We start from the raw sequence: 19,727 nt of genomic DNA, 5'->3' as shown, positions 1-19,727 counted from the left end.
GTCTGACCCCATCAGGTCCAACATGTGCTGCTGAGGCTCTCGATGCCGGTTGCTATCGCATCCAATGCGGGGTGGGCAGGTTCTTCTTGCGCAGAAATTCCGGGTTGAACAGCTTGGATTGATAGCGTTGTCCGCCATCCGCAAGGATGGTCACGATGGTTTTGCCCGGACCGAGGTCGCGCGCGAGTCGCATCGCTCCAACAATGTTGATGGCGCTGGATCCACCGAGCACAAGCCCTTCGTGCTCGATCATATCGAATAGAATGGGCAACGCCTCCTCGTCCGTGATCTGATACGCTGCATCAATCGGCGTGCCTTCCAGGTTCCTGGTCACACGCACTTGCCCGATCCCCTCAGTGATCGAGTCTCCTTCGGTCGTGAGCTCTCCCTTGGTGAACCAGTTGTAGAGCGCGGCCCCCATGGGATCGCTGAGCGCGATCCTGATCGCCGGATTGCGCTCCTTGAGGGCTCGCGCAACCCCGCCCAAAGTCCCGCCGCTGCCGACAGCACAGGTAAAGCCATCAATCTTTCCGCCCGTTTGTTCCCAAATCTCCGGCCCGGTCGTGCGGTAATGGCCCTCACGATTGGCAACGTTGTCGAACTGGTTAGCCCAGAATGCACCGAGTTTTTCGGCGAGCTGACCGGAATAGCGGGCGTAATGACCCGGATTTGAATAGGGAACGGCGGGGACCAGTCGCAGGTCCGCGCCGCACAACCGCAGCATATCCTTCTTTTCCTGACTCTGCGTATCGGGCATCACGATCACGCTCCGATAGCCGCGTGCATTCCCGACGAGCGTAATGCCGATGCCGACATTTCCCGCCGTGCCTTCGACGATGACGCCGCCCGGCCTGAGCTTGCCACTTCGCTCAGCATCGTTGACTATGGCGAGGGCCGCGCGATCCTTTATCGATCCACCAGGATTGAGAAACTCGGCCTTGCCGTAGATCTCGCAGCCTGTGGTCTCCGACGCCATTCGCAGCCTGATCAATGGCGTATTGCCGATGGAGTCCAAAAATCCCGTTCGGATACCGTTCATCGCTTGCCCGCCTTCGCGCTCCCGCAACTTTAGGCTGCTCAGCGGACAATTCCGTTCTCTAGTTCAGGCGATATCAGCAACGACTTTGGCGTCCCGCCCAGAAAATCGGCAATTGTATTCCCAGTGTTTCATTTCGGCTTGTGACCAAAGGCGAAGATCGCGCGGCGCGCCATTCATTGGCGAGGAAGGACCCCGAGCCTCGCGTCACCGCCAGCGCCGGGACCAATAGCGGGAAGCCCAACGGCATTACGCTCGCGTGTGACGCAAGCACTTCAGTGAGAACCGCGGAGATTCAGAACGTTGCAATCGTCACCAGTGCCGTCGCGCCGGCTATCGGATGAAGAATCTTGGCCATTGTCCAACTCCAGCTCGTGCCGGGCGATCACGCGACGCAGATGTCGGGCACCGCGACCTTTTGGAACAGGTGAGGGGAAGCGACGGCGGAAGAGGGATACGCCGAGATCTTCGATCTGAACTCAGGGTGCGTGAACGCGGCGCGGAAATGGGCGCTCGATTCCCAGACGGCATAGTTCAGGTAGGTCGGGCGATCGCCGATCGCGCGGTGAAGCTGGGTGGAGATGAAGCCGGGCTGCCGCTTCATGAAGGCAGCATCGTCCTGCCAGACCTGGAGGAAGCTCTGCTCGTCGGCATTGTCGAGCGTGAAGACATTCACCAGCACAACGGGACCGGCGTCGATGCCGAGTTGGCGATCGATCGGAAAGGTGGGGTCGAGAGGACGCAGGAATGGCATGAAACCTCCGATATTTGGTTGCATGATGTCAATATGGTACGATACGTCAAATACTAAATTGACATAATGATGTCAATATAACTTTATGGTGACAGATGCTGAAATCCCAACGAACGCCGGCCGGCGATGCTTTGACCGGCCTCATGCTCGACCTGTTCCGGCTCAACAGTCTGCTCTTGACCGCAGGCGACCGCTTGGTGGCGCGGCTTGGGCTGACGAGCGCGCGCTGGCAAATTCTCGGCGCAATTGTTCATGCCGAGCGATCCCAGCCGGTCGCATGGCTGGCCCGCGATCTCGGTGCCAATCGCCAGAACGTGCAGCGGATCGTCAACGACCTGCACGCGGAAGGGCTTGTGGCGTTCGAGGCCAACCCGCACCATCGGCGTGCTCAACTTGTCGTCTTGACCGAGAAGGGACGGCGCGCTTTCGATGCCGCCATGGCTTTGCAGGCGCCTTGGATCAACGGCCTTTCGGAAGGGCTCGCGATCAAGGATCTGCAAGCCGTTCATCGTGTGGTCACGGCTCTTCGGAAGAAACTGGAGAGCAACGATCCAGATGATCTGAAATGATCACTCCGCGACCTCGGGAGTTCCGGGACGTCAGATCCTGGGCCTTTTCTTTGCCATCGCCCGAACCAGGCTCAAGAATTTCTTGAGGACCGGCGACGGATCGTCTCGCCGCCAGGCCAAACCAAGAAAGGCCTTTGCCGAGGCATCTGCAAGAGGAAGATAAGCGACCCCTTTCATGCGCGCGCTCTGCATCGTTGAAGGCACCAGCGCGATGCCCAGTCCGGCCGCTACCAGGCCGAGTGCCGATGTGATTCTGGGGGCCGGCTGGCCAAGACGAGGTGCAAATGCAGCTCTATGGCAAGCTGCGATAGTCTCGTCGTGCAAACCGGTTCCGGCCGGCCCGATCATGATGAACTGTTCGTTTGCAAGGCTCTTCAGGGAAACTGCCTTGGATTTGGTTCTTGCCGCGCGGTGATGGCTTGGTAAGGCGACGACCAAAGGCTCCTCTTGAAGAGGGGCGACGATGACTCCGTCTGCATGGATCTGGGGCGCGCGCACGAAGGCAACGTCCATCTGGTCGTTGTTGAATTGCGCAACGATGTCATTGCTCAGCCCCTCATGCAACACGAGGCAGACCCGCGGATTGGCTTCCCTGAAGCATCGAATCGAGTCTGGAACGAACGGGTTAAAGGGCGCTGTTGGCGCAATTCCGATACACAGAGTGCCCTGTTCGCCGCGTGCCGCACGCCGGGTCGCATCAATCGCGCGATCGAACTGTGCAAGGACCGCCTTGGCTTCGCTTAACAGGACTTGACCCGCGACGGTCATTTCGACGCCGCGAGGCGTGCGACGGAAGAGTTGAACGCCCAGATCTCGTTCCATCAGGCTGATCTGTCGGCTGAGAGGCGGCTGCTGGATATCAAGGCGCTCCGCTGCGCGGGTGATATGTCCTTCCTCGGCAACCGCAACGAAATATCTGAGGCGACGTAGGTCCACAGCATACCCTGAAAGTATCAAGATCGGCCTAAGCATATCATAGCGGAATGATGGTCCAAACGTTAGTTGTACGGCCGGCAGCAAGGAGGGCGACATGCAACTGCGCAGGCGCGATTTTGTGAACGCCGCGTTGGCGACGATAGGGACATCAGTTCTGCCTCGGATCGCCTTGGCCGAAGGCTACCCGGCGCGAAGCGTACGGCTTGTTGTCGGATTTCCCGCCGGAGGGCCGGTCGACATCGCCGGTCGCTTGATCGCCCCATGGCTTTCCGAGAGACTCGGTCAGGAGTTCGTCATCGAAAACCAGCCGGGGCAGAGCGGGAATGTGGCGACGAGATCGGTGGTCAAGTCAGACCCTGACGGTCACACGCTTCTCGTTTGTGGACCGGTGAACACTATCAACTCGACCCTTTTCAAAGGGCTCGATTTCGATTTCGCCCGTGATATCGCGCCCGTTGCGTTCTTGTATCGGGTCCCGCTGGTGATCGAGGTGCATCCCTCAGTTCCAGTCCGGACGGTCACGGAATTTATCGCCCACGCCAAGGCCAACCCGGGAAAGCTCAAGATCGGATTCGCGGGTCACGGTACGCCTCAGCACATCGGCATCGAACTGTTCAGGACGATGACCGGCATCGATGTTGCGCTGGTGCCATATCTCGGTTCAACGCCCGCGGTCGCCGCACTGTTGGCAGGAAGCATTGACGCAATGTTCGACCCCATGCCCTCGTCGATTGCGCACATCAGGCGAGGCGAGCTCATTCCGATTGCGGTGACAACTTCGAACAGGTCTGCGAGTCTGCCCGACGTGCCGAGTGCCGCCGAGACTGTCCCTGGCTACGAGGCCGGTTCATGGTTCGGCATAGGTGCTCCCAGAATGACGCCGACAGACATTGTCGAAAGGCTCAACCGGGAGGTTAACGCCGCGCTCGAGAACGCCGCCATGAAGACCAGGATTGCAGAACTCGGGGGAACGAGCATCCTCGGTTCATCCACACAATTCTCCGAGTTCATCGCCCAAGAGACTGAGAAGTACGCCCGCGTCATCCGCTCGGCAGGAATTGAAGTTAATTGAGAAGCCGTTCCCCCTCCTGGCCGCTGCACGACATCCAGCGATGTCCGCTATTGGCAAAAGCGGACATCGGGAGCACCGGAGCGGAAAGCTCCGGCCCGACGTGGATGCGCCTACTCCTCGTCCTCATTCTCGTCTTCGTCGTCCTCTTCCTCATCTTCCTCGACCTGCATCAGCACGGCGAGCGGCAGCGTCTCGCGGAACAGGTCGCCTTCCATGCCCATCCAGAGGCAGAGCGCCTCGTTTTCCTTCACCTCCGCGACGGTCAGCGGCTGGCCGCCGGATTTCAGCATCACGACATCGCCGGCTTTCAGATCCATGGATTGTCCTTTCGGGTTGATCGACGCGGGGGAGGCTAGCAGGCGGTCATGACACGCCGATCACGCGAGGCGCATGCCGGCAAAGCGCGCCGGTGCCGCGCGGCACCTCTCCCTGCGGGACCCTGCGGGAGAGGTGACCCCGAGTCCCGAGCGCGCATCGATTCAACCAAAACTCATCCGCTTTGGCGAACGGGCGCAGCTCGCGCGGAAGCGCTGCCCATCGCATGCATTGCGACGATGGCATTATGCCCCTGTTTTGCCCGACGGGTCAAAGGCGATTCGTAAAATCCGTAAGCCTTTGATTTTGCAGCAGCGCCCTACTGTGCATGGGGTTGTTTTCGCAGTTTTTGTTGTCGTGCCCCGTTACAGCTGGTCCGGCACGAGCTCAGTCAGCGAGCGGATGATGCGGTCGGGCTTGACCGTCGATCCCTCGGGCAGGCCGTCGCCATGCACGTCCATCCAGATCGAATAGATGCCGAGGCGCTGCGGCGTCACGACCTCCCATTCCAGATTGTCGCCGATCATCCAGGTATCCTCAGCGGTGACGCCGAGCGCCTCCATCGCGTGCAGATAGGCGCGCTCCTCGGGCTTGCCGAAGCCGTGCTCGCCTTCGATCTGGATGTGATGGAAGCGGTGCGCCAGCTCGAAGCGCTCGACCTTGGCGCGCTGCATGTCCGCGGCGCCGTTGGTGACCAGTGCGAGCTTGATGCCGAGCGCCTTGAACTGGTCGATCGCCTCATGCGCGCCGGGGAAGACGAACATCTCCTCCTCGCGATAGGCGGTGAAGCGGTCCGCGAGGCGAATGGCGAGATCATCGGGCAGGGCGCGATGGCCGGCGGCCGCGAGCGCGGCAAAACCGCCCTTGACCGTGAGGTGACGGGCCTCGGCGAGCTTCATTCGCCACGCCGGCTCCGCATTGGCCCAGAAGTTTCGCGCGAACGCGAGCACGGCCGTTGCGACCATCGGCGGCGGCAGCGGCGCCAGTTCCTCGGCGAACTCGGCCGTGATCGTGTTCCAGGCGATCTCGGGCCGGCCATAGGCCGACAGGATGGTGTCGTCCATGTCGATCAGCATGGCGCGCGGGAGCGGCTTTGCGGCGGGCTTCATCGCGGTCACGGCCACTTCACCTCCGGCGGCAGCGACGACAGGATCGAGTCCACATTGCCGCCGGTCTTGAGTCCGAAGATGGTGCCGCGGTCGTAGAGCAGGTTGAACTCGACATAGCGGCCGCGCCGGATCAGTTGCTCCTCGCGGTCTGCCGCGGTCCAGGCGCTCGCGAAATTGCGCCGCACGATCTCGGGATAGATCTTCAGGAAGGCGCGGCCGACGTCCTGGGTGAAGGCGAGGTCGGCATCCCAGTCGCCGCTGTCGTGCCAGTCGTAGAAGATGCCGCCGATGCCGCGCGCCTCTTTCCGGTGCGGCAGGTAGAAATACTCGTCGCACCATTTCTTGTACTTGTCGTATTCGGCAACGCCGCTGTGCTGGTTGCAGGCCTGTTTCATCGCGGCGTGGAACGCGATGCTGTCGGCATCGTCCTGCGTCCGCCTTCGCTCCAGCACCGGCGTGAGGTCGGCGCCGCCGCCGAACCAGGCTTTCGTGGTGACGACGAAGCGCGTGTTCATGTGCACCGCGGGCACGTTCGGATTGCGCATGTGCGCGATCAGCGAGATGCCGGAGGCCCAGAATTTCGGATGCTCCGCGGCGCCCGGAATCTGGGCGCGAAACTCGGGCGCGAATTCGCCTTGCACCGTCGAGCAGTGCACGCCGACCTTCTCGAACAGGCGGCCATGCATCATCGACATCACCCCGCCGCCGCCAGGCGCGCCAGAGTGGTCGGTGCGCTGCCAGGGCGTGCGCTTGAAGCGGCCGGCTTCGCCCGGATAGAGGCTTTGCGGTGCGTCATCCTCGAGCCGCTCGAAGCTCGCGCAGATGTCGTCGCGCAAGCGCTCGAACCAGGCGCGGGCGCGGGCCTTGCGGTCTTCGATTGTCGAGGCGTCCATATTCATTTGCCGGTCGCGTCCTATCTGATGCCGAGCGATTTGTGCGTCTGCACGCTCAGCCGCCATTGCGGATGGCGCAAGCAATAGTCGATCGCGCGCGCGGTGTTCTCGACGACCTCGGGCCCGTCCATCGGCTGCAGCGAGAAGCGTTCGAAGGCGAGGTCCTCAAATGCTTCGGGCATCGCCAGCGCCTGGGGATAGACCAGCTTCAGCTCGTGGCCGCGCCGCAGGACCAGCTCGCTGCCGCCCTTGGGGCTGACGCAGATCCAGTCGAGCCCCTCAGGAGCCGCGATCGTGCCGTTGGTCTCGACGCCGATCTCGAAACCTCTCGCGTGCAGCGCGTCGACCAGCGCGGCGTCGACCTGGAGCAGCGGCTCGCCGCCGGTCAGAACCACGTAGCGGTTGGCGGCGGATGCCGTCCATTGCGCGGCGATGGTGTCGGCGAGTTCCGCAGCCGAGCCGTAGCGGCCGCCGAGGGTACCATCGGTTCCGACGAAATCCGTATCGCAGAACTTGCAGGTCGCTTCCCCGCGGTCGGCCTCGCGGCCGCTCCAGAGGTTGCAGCCGGCAAAACGGCAGAACACGGACGCGCGCCCGGCATGGGCGCCTTCGCCTTGCAGGGTCAGGAAGATTTCCTTGACCGCGTAACTCAAATCTCTCTCCTCAGTCCTTCTTCGGCGTTCCGGATCTGCCGCAGCGCCTCGCCTGCGGCCATGGCGGCTGCCATCGCCACATTGAGCGAGCGCAGCCCCGCCTTGATCGGGATCACCAGGCGCGCATCGGCGGCCTCGACCACCGCGTCGGTGACGCCGGCGCTCTCGCGCCCGAATAGCAGGATGTCCGAGTTCTGGTAACGAAAATCGCGGTAGTCGGTGGCGGCCTTGGTCGTGAACAGCAGCAGCCGGGAGCCCTGGCCTGCGCGCCAGTCCTCGAATTTCGACCAGGAGTCGTGACGGGTCACGCTGACGTGGTCGAGGTAATCCATTCCCGCCCGGCGGAACAAGCGGTCGGAGAAGGGGAAGCCGGCGGGCTCGATGATATGGGCGGCGAACCCCAAGCAGGCGCAGAGCCTGAGAATCGTGCCGGTGTTCTGGGGAATGTCAGGCTGGAAAAGCGCTATCTGCATGGGCGGCGGCGGGCTGGTTGCGGGCGCAAAATGTCTCAATGAAACATCGCACCCCCGGGAATTCGTGCATTGCACGCTCCCGCGCCGATAGCGGGCTTGCGCTCGCCCGGCAAGGGTGCCAATAGAACGATTCTGGACTGCTGTTTTCCCCGTTTGGGCGTGAGCAAGCAAAGTTCTGCCGCCGCGGGGGGCCGCGGGCGCCGGCAGCCTTTCCGGGGACCTCATGGGCGCCCCCCGGAGCGGTTCCACCGGTCGCATAAGAAGAAAGGGTTGGAATCGTGACGACAGCGTCTTCGGCGGACCATCCGACACGCCGTGATTTCTTATTCGTTGCAACGGGGGCAGCTGCAGCAGTAGGGGGCGCGGCTGCGCTCTGGCCCTTCATCTCCCAAATGAATCCTGATGCCTCGACCATCGCCGCCGGCGCGCCGATCGAGGTCGATCTCAGCCCGATTGCGGAAGGCCAGGACATCAAGGTGTTCTGGCGCGGCAAGCCGATCTACATCAGCCACCGCACCAAGAAGCAGATCGACGAGGCGCGCGCCGTCAACGTGGCGAGCCTGCCCGATCCGCAGTCCGACGAGGCCCGGGTCAAGTCCGGCCACGAGCAGTGGCTGGTCGTGATCGGCATCTGCACCCATCTCGGCTGCATCCCGATCGCTCACGAGGGCAATTACGACGGGTTCTTCTGCCCCTGCCATGGTTCGCAGTACGATTCGTCCGGCCGCATCCGCCAGGGGCCTGCGCCCGCGAACCTGCCGGTCCCGCCGTACCAGTTCGTTTCCGATACCAAAATCCAGATCGGCTGAGCCTCGGACTATCGTCCGAAGCTTCGCGCCGTCTCGTCGTTTTATTTCCTCAGGATCGCATCATGAGCGGACCATCCGACTACCAGCCGAGCAATCCGGCCCTGCAATGGATCGAGCGGCGTCTGCCGATCTTTGGTCTCATCCACTCCTCCTTCGTCGCCTATCCCACCCCGCGCAACCTGAACTATTGGTGGACCTTCGGCGCCATCCTCTCCTTCATGCTGGCGATGCAGATCCTGACCGGCGTGGTCCTGGCGATGCACTACACGCCGCAAGCCGATCTCGCCTTCAAGTCGGTCGAGCTGATCGTTCGTGACGTGAACTACGGCTGGCTGCTGCGCAACATGCACGCGGTTGGCGCCTCGATGTTCTTCGTCGCCGTCTACGTCCACATGTTCCGCGGCCTTTACTACGGGTCGTACAAGGAGCCGCGGGAAGTGTTGTGGATCCTCGGCGTCATCATCTACCTCCTGATGATGGCGACCGGCTTCATGGGCTACGTGCTGCCGTGGGGTCAGATGAGCTTCTGGGGCGCCACCGTCATCACCAACCTGTTCTCCGCCATTCCCTATGTCGGCGAGAGCATCGTGACGCTGCTGTGGGGCGGCTATTCGGTCGGCAACCCGACGCTGAACCGCTTCTTCTCGCTGCACTATCTCCTGCCGTTCGTGATCGCGGGCGTGGTCGTGCTGCACGTCTGGGCGCTGCACGTCGCCGGCCAGAACAATCCTGACGGCGTCGAGCCGAAGACGGAAAAGGACACGGTGCCGTTCACGCCGCACGCGACCATCAAGGACATGTTCGGCGTCGCCTGCTTCATGCTGCTGTACGCCTGGTTCATCTTCTACATGCCGAACTATCTCGGCGACGCCGACAACTACATTCCGGCGAACCCGGGCGTGACGCCGCCGCACATCGTGCCGGAATGGTATTACCTGCCGTTCTACGCGATCCTGCGCTCGATCCCGAACAAGCTCGCGGGCGTCGTCGCGATGTTCGGGGCGATCATCATCCTGTGCTTCCTGCCTTGGCTCGACAGCGCCAGGACCAGATCGTCGAAGTACCGTCCGCTCGCCAAGCAGTTCTTCTGGATCTTCGTCGTGGTCTGCATCCTGCTCGGCTATCTCGGCGCCCAGCCGCCGGAAGGCATCTACGTCGTCGCCGGCCGGGTCCTGACGGTCTGCTACTTCGCCTACTTCCTGATCGTGCTGCCGCTGCTCGCGCGCATCGAGAAGCCGCGGCCGGTGCCGAACTCGATCTCTGATGCGGTGCTCGCCAAGACCGGCAGCCGATCGACACCGATGGTCTCGACCGCGATCGTGCTCGCGCTCGCAGGATCATTGTTCGCGGGCTCGATCGACAGCGCGAAGGCGTCCGAAGGCGGCGACAACCCGCCGGCCAACAAATGGTCGTTCTCGGGCCCTTTCGGTAAGTTTGATCGCGGCGCGCTGCAGCGCGGCCTGAAGGTCTATAAGGAGGTCTGCGCCAGCTGCCACGGCCTGTCCTATGTCGCCTTCCGCAACCTCGCCGAGCCCGGCGGGCCCGGCTATTCGGTGGCGCAGGCGACGGCCTTCGCATCGGACTACAAGATCAAGGACGGTCCGAACGATGCGGGCGACATGTTCGAGCGTCCGGGCCGGCCGGCGGACTATTTCCCCTCGCCGTTCCCGAACGAGCAGGCTGCGCGTGCCGCGAACGGCGGTGCGGCGCCGCCCGACCTGTCCCTGATCACCAAGGCGCGCTCCTATAAGCGCGGCTTCCCCTGGTTCGTCTTCGACTTCTTCACCCAGTACCAGGAGCAGGGCCCGGACTACGTCGCGGCGGTGCTTCAGGGCTTCGAGGAGAAGGTGCCGGAGGGCGTCACCATCCCGGAGGGCTCGTACTACAACAAGTACTTCCCGGGCCATGCCATCAAGATGCCGAAGCCGCTCAGCGATGGCCAGGTGACCTATGACGATGGCTCACCGACCACGGTCGCGCAGTACGCCAAGGACGTCACCACGTTCCTGATGTGGACCGCCGAACCGCACATGGAAGCGCGCAAGCGCCTCGGTTTCCAGGTGTTCGTGTTCCTGATCATCTTCGCGGGCCTGATGTACTTCACCAAGAAGAAGGTCTGGGCCGCCTCGCACTGAGCGGCGCGAGACTCGATGAATGAAAAAGCCCCCGCAGGGGGCTTTTTTGTTGACGCAACTCGCCGTCATTCCGGGGCGCGCGAAAGCGCGAACTATGGTGCGCGATTGTGCACCTGAGAATCTCGAGATTCCGGGTTCGGTGCTGCGCACCGCTCCGGAATGACGGGAGTGTGGATTGCGTCGCGCCCGCCTAGCCGCCACAATAACCTCAACCGCTCCCCCAAATCTCACCGGAGGACACCATGGGAACCACCATCACCTTCAAGCGCCCGGACGGCAAGGACGCCTCGGGCTATCTCGCCAATGCCGCGCGCGGCAATGCGCCGGGCGTGGTCGTGATCCAGGAATGGTGGGGCCTGTCGGACCAGATCAAGGGCCTGTGCGACCGCTTTGCGCTCGCGGGTTTCGATGCGCTGGCGCCCGATCTCTACAAGGGCAAGGTGGTGCCCTATCACGACACGGAGAGCGCCAACAAGGAGATGAACTCGCTCGACTTCATGGACGCGACCACGCAAACCGTGCGCGGTGCCACGCAATATCTGTCACGCAATGGCGCCAAGGTCGGGCTGACCGGGTTCTGCCTCGGCGGCGCCGTGACCATCATCGGTGCGACCAAGATCCCGGAGCTCGCGGCCGGCGTCGTGTTCTACGGCATTCCGCCGGAGCAGGCGGCCAAGCCTGCGGACGTCAAGATTCCGCTCCAGGCCCATTTCGCCAATAAGGACGATTGGTGCACGCCGGAGTTGGTCAGCGGCTTCGAGAAGGCCATGAAGGCTGCCGGCAAGTCACTGGAGCTGTTCCGCTATGATGCCGAGCACGCCTTCGTCAACGAGCAGCGCCAGGCCGTGCACGACCGTGAAGCCGCCGAGCTCGCCTGGGGCCGGGCGACGGAGTTTTTCCGGAAGCATCTGGGGTAATCGCTCGTAGCGCGGACGGAGCGCAGCGCAATCCGGGGACTTTCCAATTGGGCGCGAGCCCCGGATTACGCTGCGCTCCATCGTGCCTCACCCTTGACGCCGCCCCCGCGCCATGGTGAGTATCCGCCCCATGAGCACCGCCGTCCGCCCAGCCCGTCTTTGGTGGCGCACCTCCTGACGAGGTGGCCGGTGCGATTTCTTTTCCCAAAATCGTCGAAGGTCGCCAGCACAGCGCGGCGGCCTGATCGTTTGTCCTGTGTGGCGTTCCCTCGGCAAGTCTCGTAAGAGGACCCCAAGAGGATCACATGAACAGGACCGTCTTTGCCCTTCCGGCCAGAAGTGAGTACGCGACCCGCGCGGGTCTTGCGATCACGCGCGTGGCCGAGCAATTCACCGGCGGCGCCAACAGGCTCGACGATCTCGTCAGCCTGCTCGACCGCCGCCGCGGCGTGGTGCTGTCCTCGGGCACGACCGTGCCTGGCCGCTACGAAAGTTTTGACCTCGGCTTCTCCGATCCACCCCTCAGGCTCGAGACCGCTGGGGTCAATTTCAAGCTGGAAGCGCTGAACGCACGCGGGCAGGTGCTGATCGCCTTCCTCGCCGACGTCCTGCGCGAGCCCTGCGTGGTGATCTCTGAGAAGTCGGCGACGCGCCTTGCCGGTCACATCATCCGCGGCGATGCCCCGGTCGAGGAGGACCAGCGCACCCGCCGCGCCAGCGTGATGTCGCTGGTGCGCGACCTCGTCGCTGCCTTCTCCGCCAATGATGACGGTCTGCTCGGCCTGTTCGGTGCCTTCGCCTACGACCTCGTGTTCCAGATCGAGGACCTCGTGCAGAAGCGCCCGCGCGAGGCCGACCAGCGCGACATCGTGCTGTACGTGCCCGACCGCCTGCTTGCCTATGACCGCGCCACCGGCCGTGGCGTGGTGCTCTCCTACGACTTCGCCTGGAAGGGCAAATCGACGGAAGGCCTGCCGCGCGAGACCGCCGACAGCCCATATCTGAAGACACCGCGCCAGGGCTTTGCCGATCACGCCCCCGGCGAATATCAGGCCACCGTCGAGACCGCGCGCGCAGCCTTCGCGCGGGGCGATCTGTTCGAGGCGGTGCCGGGCCAGCTGTTCGCCGAGCCCTGCGACCGCTCGCCGGCCGAAGTGTTCCAGCGCCTCTGCGTCATCAATCCGTCGCCCTATGGCGCGCTGATGAATCTCGGCGAGGGCGAGTTTCTCGTCTCGGCTTCGCCCGAGATGTTCGTGCGCTCGGACGGCCGCCGCGTAGAGACCTGCCCGATCTCGGGCACGATCGCACGCGGCACCGATGCGATCGGCGATGCCGAGCAGATCCGCCAGCTCCTGAACTCGGAGAAGGACGAGTTCGAGCTCAACATGTGCACCGACGTCGACCGCAACGACAAGGCACGCGTTTGCGTGCCCGGCACCATCAAGGTGCTGGCGCGCCGCCAGATCGAGACCTACTCAAAGCTCTTTCACACCGTCGATCACGTCGAAGGCATGTTGCGTCCCGGCTTCGACGCGCTCGACGCCTTCCTCACCCATGCCTGGGCGGTGACCGTGACCGGCGCGCCGAAGCTCTGGGCAATGCAGTTTGTCGAGGATCACGAACGCTCGCCGCGGCGTTGGTATGCCGGTGCAATCGGCGCGGTGAATTTCGACGGCAGCATCAACACCGGCCTCACCATCCGCACCATCCGCATGAAGGATGGCCTCGCAGAGGTGCGCGTCGGCGCCACCTGCCTGTTCGACTCCGATCCCGCCGCGGAAGACCGCGAGTGCCAGGTCAAGGCGGCTGCACTGTTCCAGGCGCTGCGCGGCGATCCGCCGAAGCCGCTGTCGACCTTCGCGCCCGATGCCACCGGTTCGGGCAAGCAGGTGCTGCTGATCGATCACGACGACAGCTTTGTCCATATGCTCGCCGACTATTTCCGCCAGGTCGGCGCCAGCGTCACCGTGGTCCGCTATGTGCATGCGCTCGACATGCTCAAGCAGAAGAGGTGGGATTTGCTGGTGCTCTCGCCCGGTCCCGGACGTCCTGAGGACTTCGGGATCAAGAAGACCATCGATGCGGCGCTGGAGCAGAAGCTGCCGGTGTTCGGCGTCTGCCTCGGCGTGCAGGCCATCGGTGAATATTTCGGCGGCGAGCTCGGCCAACTCAGCCATCCCGCCCACGGCCGGCCCTCGCGGGTCCAGGTGCGCGGCGGGCGCCTGATGCGCAACCTGCCGAACGAGATCGTCATCGGCCGTTATCACTCGCTCTTCGTCGAGCGCGATAGCATGCCGGAGGTGTTGTCCGTCACCGCCAGCACCGAAGACGGCGTCGCCATGGCGCTCGAGCACAAGACCCTGCCGGTCGCCGGCGTGCAATTCCATCCGGAATCGCTGATGTCGCTGGGCAACGAGGTGGGCTTGCGTATTGTCGAGAATGCGTTCCGGCTGGATGCTGGGACGAATTGAATGAGTGTCGTCATTGCGAGGAGCCCGCGACAAAATTGCGAAGCAATTTTGCGCTGGCGACGAAGCAATCCAGACTGCTGCCGCGGAGAAGAACTGGATTGCTTCGCTTCGCTCGCAATGACGGTGGAGAAGCCAGAGCGAGATAACCATGACCTTTGACCACGACATCAAGGCGAGCGTCCGCACCATCCCGGACTATCCGAAGCCCGGGATCATGTTCCGCGATATCACGACCCTGCTTGCGGATGCCCGCGCGTTCCGCCGCGCCGTGGACGAGCTCGTCAATCCCTGGGCCGGCAACAAGATCGACAAGGTCGCCGGCATGGAAGCCCGCGGCTTCATCATCGGCGGGGCGGTGGCGCACCAGCTCTCGGCCGGCTTCGTGCCGATCCGCAAGAAAGGCAAGCTGCCGCACACCACCGTGCGCATCGCCTATTCTCTCGAATACGGCATCGACGAGATGGAGATGCATGTCGACGCCATCCAGCCCGGCGAGCGCGTGATCCTGGTCGACGACCTCATCGCCACGGGCGGCACCGCCGAAGGCGCGGTGAAGCTGCTGCGCCAGATCGGCGCCAACGTCGTCGCCGCCTGCTTCATCATCGACCTGCCCGAGCTCGGCGGCGCCACCAAGCTGCGCGCCATGGACGTGCCGGTGCGCACGCTGATGACGTTCGAGGGGCATTGAGCGGACAAGAAATACAGTCCGTCTTATAACGCCATTGGCTGCGGCCTCGGTTCACCTCTCCCCGTGGTCGACCGTGGTCGGGAAAGATGGGCACCAAGTCGGCGGCCCAAGAAGCCTACGATCGTTGCAGGATCAGGCTGAGCTCGAGCTCCCGGAAGGCGATGTAATTCCGCCGGGTCCATTGGTGCAGCTCGGTGGAAGAGTCCTTCTCCTGGCGCAGATAGCCGGTGAAGGAGAAGGTCAGCCGGTCGATATAGGTTTTGAGGAAGCCGGGCAGCGCCGGTAAGCGGAACAGCCGGCCGCCTTCCATCGCGGCCGGCAATTCGCCGCGCACGACATATTCGTTGTCGACCGTGATCAGATTCATCCGCGGGATCTGCCCGCGCAGCATCTCGTGGGCGCGGGCCGAGACGCGGTCTGTGTCCGCGACGAACAGGATCTGCGGCGCGACGTGGCGGCGTGCGGCTTCCTTCAGAAGGCCGATCTCCTCGGTCATCTTGAAGAATTCGTCGAAGGCATGGAAGCCGAGATCGATCACCTTGGCGAGGCCGTCATCGACGATGACGCGGTCCATCAGCTGCATCTTGCCGTAGGTGTCGGTCACGTCGGCGGTCTCGGTGATGCCAGGCAGGTAGTCCAGCAGCGACGGCTCCTTCAGGTTGACGTCGAAGGCCGCGACATTGCCGTTCTTGAGCAGCAGGAATTCGGCGAGCAGCCGCGCCAGCAGGGTCTTACCGACCTGCGGGCGGGGCGAGCAGATGATGTAGACGGGCGTTGCGGGCATTATGGACTATTATTTGAGCCAACTCGTCGCCCAATCCAGCCGTATCCGCCCAATGGCCGCAACTATTTTTCGCTGTTGCGGGTCACCGGCTTCGAACCGACGATGTCGGTCAGGCGGATGCGGTCGAACTCGCTCCAGACGTTCGCCAGCCAGTGCCGGACATAGCCGCGCAGCACGAACGAATAGTTGGCGGCATCGTCGTTGATGCCCTTGTTGGCGACGAATTTCAGGAACGGGACGGAAGACACCTCGACCTGTTCATAGGCCATTTCGTTGAGCTTGGGGATGGTCAGCTCGGTCGCGTCCTTGATGCGGTGGAAATACGAATTGTAAGTCGCCTGGTCCCACTGGAAGAACTGGGTGTCATTGATGAAGTTCTTCACCAGGAAATATTTTGCGCCGCCCATGAAGCCGGCGGTCTCGGCGATCTCCTCCAGCGAGGCGATCGAGGGTCCCAGGATGTGGAACACGGCAAAGGTGATCTGGCCGGCCTTGGCGGCGTCGAGGAACCCGATGTCGCGCAGCGAGGCCAGCGCCGGCGAGAGCAGGCCGGCGCGGACGTCGATCACGGTCACCGACGGGCTCACGGTATTGAGCGTGTCGAAGATCTTCATCTGGTCGGCCGTGGTCGTCATGTCGACGATCTCGGTGATGTCGGGGTGGAAGCGCTTCAGGGTTCCGCGCGGAGACTCCGTGTCGAACGCGCGCGTCGGCACGTTGTTGGCTGAGAAATAATCGAGCAAGGTACGCGACACCGTGGTCTTGCCGACCCCGCCCTTGTCCGCGCCCACCACAACCACTGCCGGCTTTGCCATTGCTGTCCCCTAACGCGCCCCCGATCGCGAGGTCGCAATCGGCCAGGCCCCAAATCGATGTCCCAAAAGACGTCCCAGGTCTGCTGTTGGGCGCGAACATGGCAGAAACAAGGGAGAATTCAATTCCTTGCGCCCCTGTTGCGGCAATTCCCGAGGTTTTTCCCTATCGGTGTCAAACCTGCCACGAACGGCGCCCGATCGCGTGGCTCAGTGGCGGCCCCATGGTCCCATCGGATTGGCTGGAAGGACGCCTGAGGGGCTTGGTGTGGGAACGGGCGGCGGATTGGCCGGAGCGGCTGCATCGCCCCATGGCCCGTGCGACAGCGGCGGTGGGGTATCTTGCGCTCCGGGCTGTTCCATCTCGGGTTGATCAGTCTCTTCAGTGGGGCCTGGCAGGGGACCAGGGTCACGGCCGCCGGCGAACTTGACCAGCGCATCGACCCGGGACTGCACGGAAGGGTGGGTGGCGAACAAATCGGCAAAGCCTTCGCGCGGATTGTCGACGCAGAGCTCCATCACGGCCGAGGTCGCGCCGGGCAGTTCGCCGCGGCCCTCGATCTTGCGCAGCGCCGAGATCATGGCATCAGGGTCTTTCGTCAGCTCGACCGAGCCGGCATCGGCGAGATATTCGCGCGACCGCGATAGCGCGAGCTTCACCACCTGCGACAGCAGCCAGGCCAGAACGATCAGCACGACCGCGATGATGATGACGATGATCGCGCCGCCGCCGGAGCTCTTGCTGTCGCTCGACGACGAGGACGACCGCGACGACGAGGAGGAGCCCGAGGACCATGAGCCGCCGGAGCTCGGGCTCCAGTCGAAGCTCGTGAACAGGCGGAAGAACAATTCGCCGAAGAAGCCGACCGCACCGGCGATGATGACGGCGACCACCATGAGCTGCACGTCGCCGTTCTTGATGTGGGTCAGCTCGTGGCCCAGCACCGCCTCGATCTCCTTGTCGTTCAGCGCATCGAGGAGACCGGTGGTGACGGTGATCGAATATTGCCGCGGATTGAGGCCCGTCGCGAACGCGTTCAGCGCCGGGCTCTCCATGATCTTCAGCTTCGGCATGGTGATGCCGCGCGAGATGCAGAGGTTTTCGAGCAGATTGTAGAGCCGCGGCTGTTCCTGCCGGGTCACGTCGTGGCCGCCGGTCACGGCGTCGATCATCGACTGGTGGAAGAAATAGGCGATCACGACCCAGGCGGCCGTCACGATCGTCGCAACGGGCGCCGCGACGATCAGGTCGTGGAAGGCGCGTTTCAAATAATAGGCGACAGTCTCGTTGCCGTTGATGACGACCTCGGCGACCAGCGCGCCGGCATAGACCAGCACATAGACCAGCACGAACAGGCCGGCGAGCAGCAGCATCGAACGAAACTTGTTCGAGGCGATGTGCGTGTAGAGACCATACGCGGCCATGGCTGCTTCCGTTGGCTTCCGTCATTCCGGGACACGCCAACGGCGTGAACCCGGAATCCAGAGCTTAGTGTCTCGCTCGAGGTTCCGGGTTCGCGTCTTCGACGCGCCCCGGAACGACGAAGGTGAGGGGTCATGTTGCAATCAGAACTTCACCTGCGGCGCCGCCTCGACCTCGGTGCGGCTCGTGCCGAGATCGAAGAAGTCCTTCCTGGTGAAGCCGAACATGCCGGCGAACAGGGCGGCGGGCATCTGCTGGATGCCGGTGTTGTATTCCTGGACCGCGTTGTTGAAGAAGCGACGGCTGGCCGCGATCTTGTTCTCGAGATCGGAGAGCTCGGATGCGAGCTGCTGGAAATTGGCATTGGCCTTGAGGTCGGGATAGGCTTCCGACAGCGCGATCAGCCGGCCGAGTGCGCCGGAGAGCTGGTTCTCCGCCGCGGACACCTGAGCCGGTCCCTGCGCCGCCATCGCCGAATTGCGCGCCTTGATGACATCGTCGAGCGTGCCGCGCTCGTGCGAGGCATAGCCCTTCACGGTCTCGACCAGGTTCGGGACCAGGTCGTGGCGCTGCTTGAGCTGCACGTCGATATCGGCAAAGGCCTGGCCGACGCGCTGGCTCAGCGCCACCAGGCGGTTGTAGGCGCTGAAGGCGAACAGCACGAGGACGACGATGACGCCGAGAACGATCCAGCCGGTCGACATGAAGAACTCCTGAAGCGGGAAGAAGCAGGCGCTAGGGTAGACCAAATTGGCGCAGGGCGAGAGCCCCGGCATGGAGGGAAGGTAAGGCTTGGTCGGACGAGGAACCGTCCGAGTTCAAGGGAAGCACGGCCGGCGGAATTAACTTTCGGACATGATCGCATCGCCCCAGCGCCAGCGCCGGGCGTCGGCATAGGCCGTCTTGTCGCGCCGCGGGACTTTCGTCAGCGCGACCCCAGCCTCGGTGCAGAGCTTGGCCGTGATCTCGGCCTTGCCGACATCCGGCGGCGCCAGCACGCGCGCGGCGCGCGTCGCCGGCGGCGCGCGTGTCAGGGCGACGTAGATGAAGCGCTCGTCCTCGAACGGCACCTCGGCGCCCTTGATCTGGCGATGCGCCTGGGAGCGCGGCAGGCGTTGGGAGAAATGGCACCAGTCGGGCGGGATGAGCGGGCAGGGTCTGTCGTGAGGGCAGGGGGCGGCGACGTGGGCTCCGGCCGAGATCAGTTGTTGCCGGAGCGCGAGGATGCGGGCATAGCCCGCGGGCGTGCCGGGCTCGATCACGACCAACGCATGGCGCGCTTTCGCCCACATCGCTTCCGCAAGCTTGCGCTGGTCGCCTTCGTTGAGCTCGCCAATGACGTAGCTGGCGACGACGAGGTCGGCTTGCGAGACCTCGGCGAGGTTGCCGCCGGCATCGCCGGGAAGATGGCGACACTCCGCGAGGCGCGTGCTGTTGCGCGCCAGTTCCAGCGCGAGCCGGCTCAGCGTGGCGTTGGCGTCGAGCAGCGTGAAATCGCGCAGCGACGGAAAGGCTTCCGCGGCGGCCCAGCTCGCGGTGCCCGGACCTGCGCCGACGTCGAGCAGCGTTTCAGGCGCAAGGCCAGGCGCGATCTCGGTCAGCGCATTCAGGCTGGCGGCCACGGCCGCGTAGGTCGCCGGCATCCGCGCCAGCGCATAGGCGAGCGCATCGGCCTCCGATTTGATGGTGCCGGAGCCGCCGCCGGCGCGATAGGCGGTCGAGATCTTTTGCGATCGCTGTGCGGCGTCGGTCCGCGAGAAGCCCTGGAGCTTGCCGTCGAGGGCGGCCTTGAGTTCAGCGGGGAGAATGGGCGAGATCATGTTTGCCCACCGTCATTCCGGGGCGCGCGCAGCGCGAACCCGGAAGTTCGAGATTGTA

At 63.6% G+C, this 19,727-nt stretch carries 21 protein-coding genes; 8 read left to right on the top strand and 13 right to left on the bottom strand.

Annotation, left to right across the window (positions count from 1 at the left end; all coding sequences use genetic code 11):
- Window positions 1-52: 52 nt before the first annotated feature.
- Window positions 53-1,039: a cysteine synthase A gene (locus tag BRAD3257_RS29750; RefSeq protein ID WP_122406827.1), complete on the bottom strand. Its 987-nt coding sequence runs from the start codon at window positions 1,037-1,039 to the stop codon at window positions 53-55.
- A 382-nt stretch (window positions 1,040-1,421) separates the two neighbouring features.
- On the bottom strand, window positions 1,422-1,790 hold the full coding sequence (locus BRAD3257_RS29745) for an antibiotic biosynthesis monooxygenase family protein (protein WP_122404836.1): 369 nt from the start codon (window positions 1,788-1,790) through the stop codon (window positions 1,422-1,424).
- A 95-nt stretch (window positions 1,791-1,885) separates the two neighbouring features.
- Here BRAD3257_RS29745 and BRAD3257_RS29740 point away from each other — a divergent pair, with 95 nt between their 5' ends.
- On the top strand, window positions 1,886-2,359 hold the full coding sequence (locus tag BRAD3257_RS29740) for a MarR family winged helix-turn-helix transcriptional regulator (RefSeq protein WP_122404835.1): 474 nt from the start codon (window positions 1,886-1,888) through the stop codon (window positions 2,357-2,359).
- Between the two features lie 30 nt (window positions 2,360-2,389).
- On the opposite strand, the gene BRAD3257_RS29735 is transcribed toward BRAD3257_RS29740, so the two are convergent.
- A complete protein-coding gene (locus BRAD3257_RS29735) occupies window positions 2,390-3,295 on the bottom strand; it encodes a LysR substrate-binding domain-containing protein (protein WP_122406826.1) in 906 nt (301 codons plus the stop codon).
- A 94-nt stretch (window positions 3,296-3,389) separates the two neighbouring features.
- Here BRAD3257_RS29735 and BRAD3257_RS29730 point away from each other — a divergent pair, with 94 nt between their 5' ends.
- Entirely contained in the window at window positions 3,390-4,367 is a 978-nt protein-coding gene (locus tag BRAD3257_RS29730; RefSeq protein WP_122404834.1) for a Bug family tripartite tricarboxylate transporter substrate binding protein, read from the top strand.
- 110 nt (window positions 4,368-4,477) lie between these two features.
- On the opposite strand, the gene BRAD3257_RS29725 is transcribed toward BRAD3257_RS29730, so the two are convergent.
- The 5 genes from BRAD3257_RS29725 to BRAD3257_RS29705 form a co-directional block, all read right to left on the bottom strand.
- The gene (locus BRAD3257_RS29725) at window positions 4,478-4,684 is read right to left on the bottom strand and encodes a DUF2158 domain-containing protein (RefSeq protein WP_122404833.1); all 207 of its coding nucleotides are present in this window, start codon (window positions 4,682-4,684) and stop codon (window positions 4,478-4,480) included.
- Between the two features lie 363 nt (window positions 4,685-5,047).
- Window positions 5,048-5,791: an HAD family hydrolase gene (locus BRAD3257_RS29720; RefSeq protein ID WP_174221643.1), complete on the bottom strand. Its 744-nt coding sequence runs from the start codon at window positions 5,789-5,791 to the stop codon at window positions 5,048-5,050.
- A 5-nt stretch (window positions 5,792-5,796) separates the two neighbouring features.
- Window positions 5,797-6,684 carry an oxygen-dependent coproporphyrinogen oxidase gene (hemF, locus tag BRAD3257_RS29715; protein WP_162500627.1) on the bottom strand — a complete coding sequence of 296 codons (888 nt, stop codon included), beginning with the start codon at window positions 6,682-6,684 and terminating at the stop codon, window positions 5,797-5,799.
- A 20-nt stretch (window positions 6,685-6,704) separates the two neighbouring features.
- Entirely contained in the window at window positions 6,705-7,337 is a 633-nt protein-coding gene (gene queE, locus BRAD3257_RS29710) for a 7-carboxy-7-deazaguanine synthase (protein ID WP_122404830.1), read from the bottom strand.
- Window positions 7,334-7,810 carry a tRNA (cytidine(34)-2'-O)-methyltransferase gene (locus BRAD3257_RS29705; RefSeq protein ID WP_122404829.1) on the bottom strand — a complete coding sequence of 159 codons (477 nt, stop codon included), beginning with the start codon at window positions 7,808-7,810 and terminating at the stop codon, window positions 7,334-7,336. The genes queE and BRAD3257_RS29705 overlap by 4 nt, the downstream gene beginning before the upstream one ends.
- Window positions 7,811-8,088: 278 nt before the next feature.
- Here BRAD3257_RS29705 and petA point away from each other — a divergent pair, with 278 nt between their 5' ends.
- The 6 genes from petA (at window position 8,089) to BRAD3257_RS29680 (ending at window position 14,830) form a co-directional block, all read left to right on the top strand.
- Window positions 8,089-8,619: a ubiquinol-cytochrome c reductase iron-sulfur subunit gene (gene petA, locus BRAD3257_RS29700; protein ID WP_011085272.1), complete on the top strand. Its 531-nt coding sequence runs from the start codon at window positions 8,089-8,091 to the stop codon at window positions 8,617-8,619.
- A gap of 62 nt (window positions 8,620-8,681) precedes the next feature.
- Window positions 8,682-10,754 (top strand): cytochrome b/c1, encoded by a 2,073-nt coding sequence (gene fbcH, locus BRAD3257_RS29695; protein WP_122404828.1) that lies wholly within the window; start codon window positions 8,682-8,684, stop codon window positions 10,752-10,754.
- A gap of 19 nt (window positions 10,755-10,773) precedes the next feature.
- Window positions 10,774-10,917: a hypothetical protein gene (locus tag BRAD3257_RS39855; RefSeq protein ID WP_160118872.1), complete on the top strand. Its 144-nt coding sequence runs from the start codon at window positions 10,774-10,776 to the stop codon at window positions 10,915-10,917.
- Window positions 10,918-10,996: 79 nt separating this feature from the next.
- Window positions 10,997-11,671, top strand: a complete 675-nt coding sequence (locus tag BRAD3257_RS29690) for a dienelactone hydrolase family protein (protein WP_122404827.1) — start codon at window positions 10,997-10,999, stop codon at window positions 11,669-11,671.
- Window positions 11,672-11,976: 305 nt separating this feature from the next.
- Window positions 11,977-14,142, top strand: coding sequence for an anthranilate synthase component I (locus BRAD3257_RS29685; protein ID WP_122404826.1), 2,166 nt, complete (start codon window positions 11,977-11,979; stop codon window positions 14,140-14,142).
- A gap of 148 nt (window positions 14,143-14,290) precedes the next feature.
- Complete coding sequence (locus BRAD3257_RS29680; protein WP_122404825.1) at window positions 14,291-14,830, top strand: adenine phosphoribosyltransferase; 540 nt, start codon at window positions 14,291-14,293, stop codon at window positions 14,828-14,830.
- Window positions 14,831-14,945: 115 nt separating this feature from the next.
- Here BRAD3257_RS29680 and BRAD3257_RS29675 read toward each other — a convergent pair whose 3' ends face one another.
- From BRAD3257_RS29675 to BRAD3257_RS29655, 5 genes are all read right to left on the bottom strand, one after another.
- Window positions 14,946-15,614: a hypothetical protein gene (locus BRAD3257_RS29675; RefSeq protein WP_162500405.1), complete on the bottom strand. Its 669-nt coding sequence runs from the start codon at window positions 15,612-15,614 to the stop codon at window positions 14,946-14,948.
- Window positions 15,615-15,676: 62 nt separating this feature from the next.
- A complete protein-coding gene (locus BRAD3257_RS29670) occupies window positions 15,677-16,429 on the bottom strand; it encodes a P-loop NTPase family protein (RefSeq protein WP_122404823.1) in 753 nt (250 codons plus the stop codon).
- 207 nt (window positions 16,430-16,636) lie between these two features.
- Complete coding sequence (locus BRAD3257_RS29665; RefSeq protein WP_122404822.1) at window positions 16,637-17,851, bottom strand: M48 family metallopeptidase; 1,215 nt, start codon at window positions 17,849-17,851, stop codon at window positions 16,637-16,639.
- Window positions 17,852-17,992: 141 nt separating this feature from the next.
- A complete protein-coding gene (locus BRAD3257_RS29660; protein ID WP_122406825.1) occupies window positions 17,993-18,553 on the bottom strand; it encodes a LemA family protein in 561 nt (186 codons plus the stop codon).
- 138 nt (window positions 18,554-18,691) lie between these two features.
- The gene (locus BRAD3257_RS29655) at window positions 18,692-19,669 is read right to left on the bottom strand and encodes a small ribosomal subunit Rsm22 family protein (protein ID WP_122404821.1); all 978 of its coding nucleotides are present in this window, start codon (window positions 19,667-19,669) and stop codon (window positions 18,692-18,694) included.
- Window positions 19,670-19,727: the final 58 nt, after the last annotated feature.

Source organism: Bradyrhizobium vignae (assembly GCF_900324035.1).
GTDB lineage: Bacteria > Pseudomonadota > Alphaproteobacteria > Rhizobiales > Xanthobacteraceae > Bradyrhizobium > Bradyrhizobium vignae.
The sequence above is the reverse complement of the archived record's forward strand: the minus strand, read 5'-3'. Positions and strand labels throughout refer to the sequence as shown.